Source organism: Kitasatospora sp. NPDC057512 (genome assembly GCF_042802135.1).
In the GTDB taxonomy this organism is placed as follows: Bacteria; Actinomycetota; Actinomycetes; order Streptomycetales; family Streptomycetaceae; genus Kitasatospora.
In genome coordinates this window covers 1-3,796 of sequence record NZ_JBHVET010000777.1, presented here as the reverse complement: position 1 = coordinate 3,796, position 3,796 = coordinate 1, and the positions used below count along the sequence as shown (strand labels likewise).

3 protein-coding genes are annotated in these 3,796 nt (G+C 76.1%); 2 read left to right on the top strand and 1 reads right to left on the bottom strand.

Translation table 11 applies throughout. The features are described from left to right. Nucleotides 1-58: 58 nt before the first annotated feature. Nucleotides 59-1,513 carry a PLP-dependent aminotransferase family protein gene (locus ACFU6K_RS33545; protein WP_380669529.1) on the bottom strand — a complete coding sequence of 485 codons (1,455 nt, stop codon included), beginning with the start codon at nt 1,511-1,513 and terminating at the stop codon, nt 59-61. A gap of 153 nt (nt 1,514-1,666) precedes the next feature. Here ACFU6K_RS33545 and ACFU6K_RS33540 point away from each other — a divergent pair, with 153 nt between their 5' ends. Beyond that, the gene (locus tag ACFU6K_RS33540) at nt 1,667-2,902 is read left to right on the top strand and encodes a Tm-1-like ATP-binding domain-containing protein (protein ID WP_380669527.1); all 1,236 of its coding nucleotides are present in this window, start codon (nt 1,667-1,669) and stop codon (nt 2,900-2,902) included. Nucleotides 2,903-2,940: 38 nt separating this feature from the next. After that, entirely contained in the window at nt 2,941-3,765 is an 825-nt protein-coding gene (locus ACFU6K_RS33535; RefSeq protein ID WP_380669525.1) for a phosphoenolpyruvate hydrolase family protein, read from the top strand. Nucleotides 3,766-3,796: the final 31 nt, after the last annotated feature.

Below are 3,796 nucleotides of genomic sequence, written 5' to 3'. Positions count from 1 at the left end.
CCCCCACCGTCGGCGGAACGGCTCGGCGGGTGGGACGGTCGGCACGGTGCGACGGTGCTCAGCGGACCGGGCCGGCGCGGTCGGCGCTGTGGAGGAGGACGGGCAGGGCGGCGGCCAGGCGGTCGTGCCGGTCGGTCCCTTCGTGCTGGTCGTGGCGGGCGGCGAACGGCAGCCGTAGGTGGCTGCGGAAGCCGTCGACGGCGGAGAAGGCGGGCCCGGGCACCACCAGGACCCCGGCCCGGCGGGCCAGTTGGGCGGTGGCCTCGGCGTCGGTGCCGGGGAGCTCGACCCACAGCGCGGAGCCGCCGGCCGGCCGTTCCCAACGCCAGTGCGGCGCCTGTGCGGTGAGCAGCCGCTCGGCCGCGGCGAGGCGCTCGCGCAGCTGCGCACGGCGCCGGGCCCGCGCCTCCGGCAGTCCCTGGAGCAGCCGCACCGCGAGCAGTTGCTCCACCACCGGGCAGGAGAGGTCGACGGACTTGCGGAGCTCGGCCAGGCGGTGGATGACCGGGCGGGAGGCGCGGATCCAGCCCAGCCGCAGACCGCCCCAGTAGAGCTTGGAGAGGGTGCCGATGGTCGCGGTCGTACCGTCCGGCAGCTGTGCGGCGAGCGGGGGCGGTGCGCCGTCCTCGGACCGGGACAGCTCCGCGTACGCGTTGTCCTCGACGGTGTACAGGCCGCGCTCGGCGAGGACGGCGGCCCAGGCCCGTCGGGTGGGCCCGCTCATGGCGCGTCCGGTCGGGTTGTGCACGGCCGGCTGGAGGTACACCAGGCGCGGGCGGATCCGGCCGGTCAGCCGGGCCAGGGCGGCGGGCCCGTGGCCGGGGGTGTCACCCGCGCCGTACGCCGGGAGCGGCAGCAGCCGCGCACCCCGGGCGCGGAGCGCCTCCAGGGCGCCCCGGTAGGTCGGATCCTCGACGACCACGGTGTCGCCCGGCTCGACCAGCCCCTGGGTGATCAGCCAGAGCGCCTGCTGGGACCCGGCCGTGACCAGGATCTGGTCCGGCGAGGTCGGCAGGCCGGCCGCGCGGTACTGCTCCGCCAGCAACTCGCGCAGCCGCGGCAGCCCGTACGGGAGGTAGCCGTCATCGGCGAGCGCGGCGGCGAGGTCCCGGCCGGACAGCGAGTCGAGGGCGTCCGCCACGGCGGGCAGGCCCTCCAGCGCCCCGCTGGAGAGGTCGACGACGCCCTCCCGGGTGCCGAAACTGGCGAGCCGACCCTCGCCGACGGGCTCGCCGACCGCCCCCGAGGCGCGCAGCCGCGAGCCGCTGCCGTGCCGGCTCTCCAACCGCCCCTCCGCCTCCAGCAGTCCGTACGCGGAGGTGACGGTGGAGCGGCTGACCCCGAGGGCCGAGGCCAGCGCCCGCTGGGAGGGCAGCGCGGTGCCGGGGGCCACGTCGCCGCGCTCGGCCAGTTCGCGCAGCGCGTCCGCGAGCAGGCGCGGCAAGGCCCCTGGACCGTCGGCGGCCCAGCCGGTGAGCAGGCGCGACAGTCGGGTGGCGGGAATCCGGTCCATGCCGTCCATGATGCCCCGGTGGCCCGGTCCGCCGTCCGGGGTCACCGTCCGGCCGGACGGGTCCGCCGCAGGCCACTTGCCCGCAAGTGGTCTTTGCCGCCGTCCCGGCCCGGCCGGATGATCGGGGAACCGTCCGTTCAAAGGAGCAGGGACATGGCGACCGTCGTGCTGGTCGGGACACTGGACACCAAGGGCGCGGAGTACGCGTGGCTCACCGAGCGGCTGCGGGCGGACGGCTGCGAGGTGGTCGTGGTGGACGCGGGCGTGCTGCCGGCGCCGGCCGGCACCCCGGGCGCCGACCTCGGCCCGGAGGAGGTCGCTGGCGCCGCCGGCCACGACCTCGCGGCGCTGCGCTCCGCGGGCGACCGCGGAGCGGCCGTGACGGCGATGGCCCGGGGCGCCGAGCGGGTGGTCGGCGAGCTGTACCGGGCCGGCAGGCTGCACGCCGTCCTGGCGGTGGCCGGCAGCGGCGGGTCGTCCATCGCGGCCCGCGCGATGCAGGCGCTGCCCGTCGGGGTGCCCAAGCTGCTGGTGTCCACCATGGCGGGCGGGGACGTTGCTCCGTACGTGGGCAGCAGCGACGTCACCCTGATGTACAGCGTGGTGGACGTCGCGGGCATCAACTCGGTCTCCTCCCTGATCCTCGGCAACGCGGCGGCCGCCGCGGCGGGGATGGCACACCGGTACGAGCGGGTGCTCGCCGCCCCGCGCCCGCCGGGCCGCCCGCTGGTCGCCGCCAGCATGTTCGGCGTGACCACGCCCGCGGTCGACGCCGCCCGCGAGCACCTGGACGAACTCGGCTACGAGGTCCTGGTGTTCCACGCCACCGGGGCCGGCGGCCGGGCCCTGGAGAAGCTGGCCGCGGGCGGCTTCCTGGCCGGCGTCCTGGACCTGACCACCACCGAACTCGCGGACGAACTGGTCGGCGGCGTGCTCAGTGCCGGGCCCGACCGGCTGACCGCGGCCGGGCGGGCCGGGATCCCCCAGGTGGTCGCGCCGGGGGCGCTGGACATGGTCAACTTCGGCCCCAGGGAGACCGTCCCCGACCGCTTCGCCGAGCGGCGGCTCCTGATCCACAACCCCACCGTGACCCTCATGCGCACCACCGCCGAGGAGATGTCCGCCGTCGGCGCCGACCTCGGCCGGAAGCTCAACGCGGCGCGCGGCCCGGTGACGGTGCTCTGGCCGCTCGGCGGGGTGTCCGCCGTGGACGCGCCGGGCGGGCCCTTCCACGACCCGGCCGCCGACCGGGCCGGCGTGGCGGCGCTGCGCTCGGCGCTGGCCGACGGCCCGGTCGAACTGCGCGAACTGGACGCCCACCTGAACGACCCGGCCTTCGCCGTCGCGGCCGCCGACCGGCTGCACCAGCTGATCACCGCGCAGGCCTGACCCGTCACCACGACCCCTACCGAACGAGGAGCACACCCGTGAACCGCACCGAAGCCCTGGCCCGTCTGACCGCGCAGATCACCGCCGGAACGCCGGTCATCGGGGCCGGCGCCGGCACCGGCCTGTCCGCCAAGTGCGCGGAGGCCGGCGGCGTCGACCTGCTGATCATCTACAACTCGGGCCGCTACCGGATGGCCGGCCGGGGCTCGCTGGCGGGCCTGATGCCGTACGGCGACGCCAACGCCATCGTGCTGGAGATGGCGGGGGAGGTGCTGCCGGTGGTCCGCGAGGTGCCGGTGCTCGCCGGGGTGTGCGGCACCGACCCGTTCCGGATCATGGGCAACTTCCTGGACCAGCTGAAGGCCGTCGGCTTCACCGGGGTGCAGAACTTCCCCACGGTCGGACTGATCGACGGCACGTTCCGGGCGAACCTGGAGGAGACCGGCATGGGCTTCGGACTGGAGGTCGACATGATCCGCCAGGCCCACGAGCGCGAACTGCTCACCGCCCCCTACGTGTTCGACCCGGAGCAGGCCGCCGACATGGCCCGGGCCGGCGCGGACGTGCTCGTCCCGCACGTCGGGCTCACCACCAAGGGCTCCATCGGCGCGGCCACCGCGCTCACCCTCGACCAGGCGGCGGCCGCCGTGCAGGAGATGCACGACGCCGCGAAGCGGGTCAACCCGGAGATCATCGTGCTTTGCCACGGCGGCCCCATCGCCGAACCCGAGGACGCCCGCTACGTGCTGGAGCACACCACGGGGATCGCCGGGTTCTTCGGCGCCTCCTCGATGGAGCGGCTGCCCACCGAACGCGCCATCACGGAGCAGGCCCGCGCGTTCAAGTCCCTGCCGCTGGGCTGAGCCTGGGCGGGTCGGCGGCGCCCCCAGGGAC

Bases quoted from the DNA above. Each gene is read 5' to 3' on its own strand.
- ACFU6K_RS33540 (WP_380669527.1), top strand. From the start codon at position 1,667: ATGGCGACCGTCGTGCTGGTCGGGACACTGGACACCAAGGGCGCGGAG.
- ACFU6K_RS33545 (WP_380669529.1), bottom strand. From the start codon at position 1,513: ATGGACCGGATTCCCGCCACCCGACTGTCGCGCCTGCTCACCGGCTGG.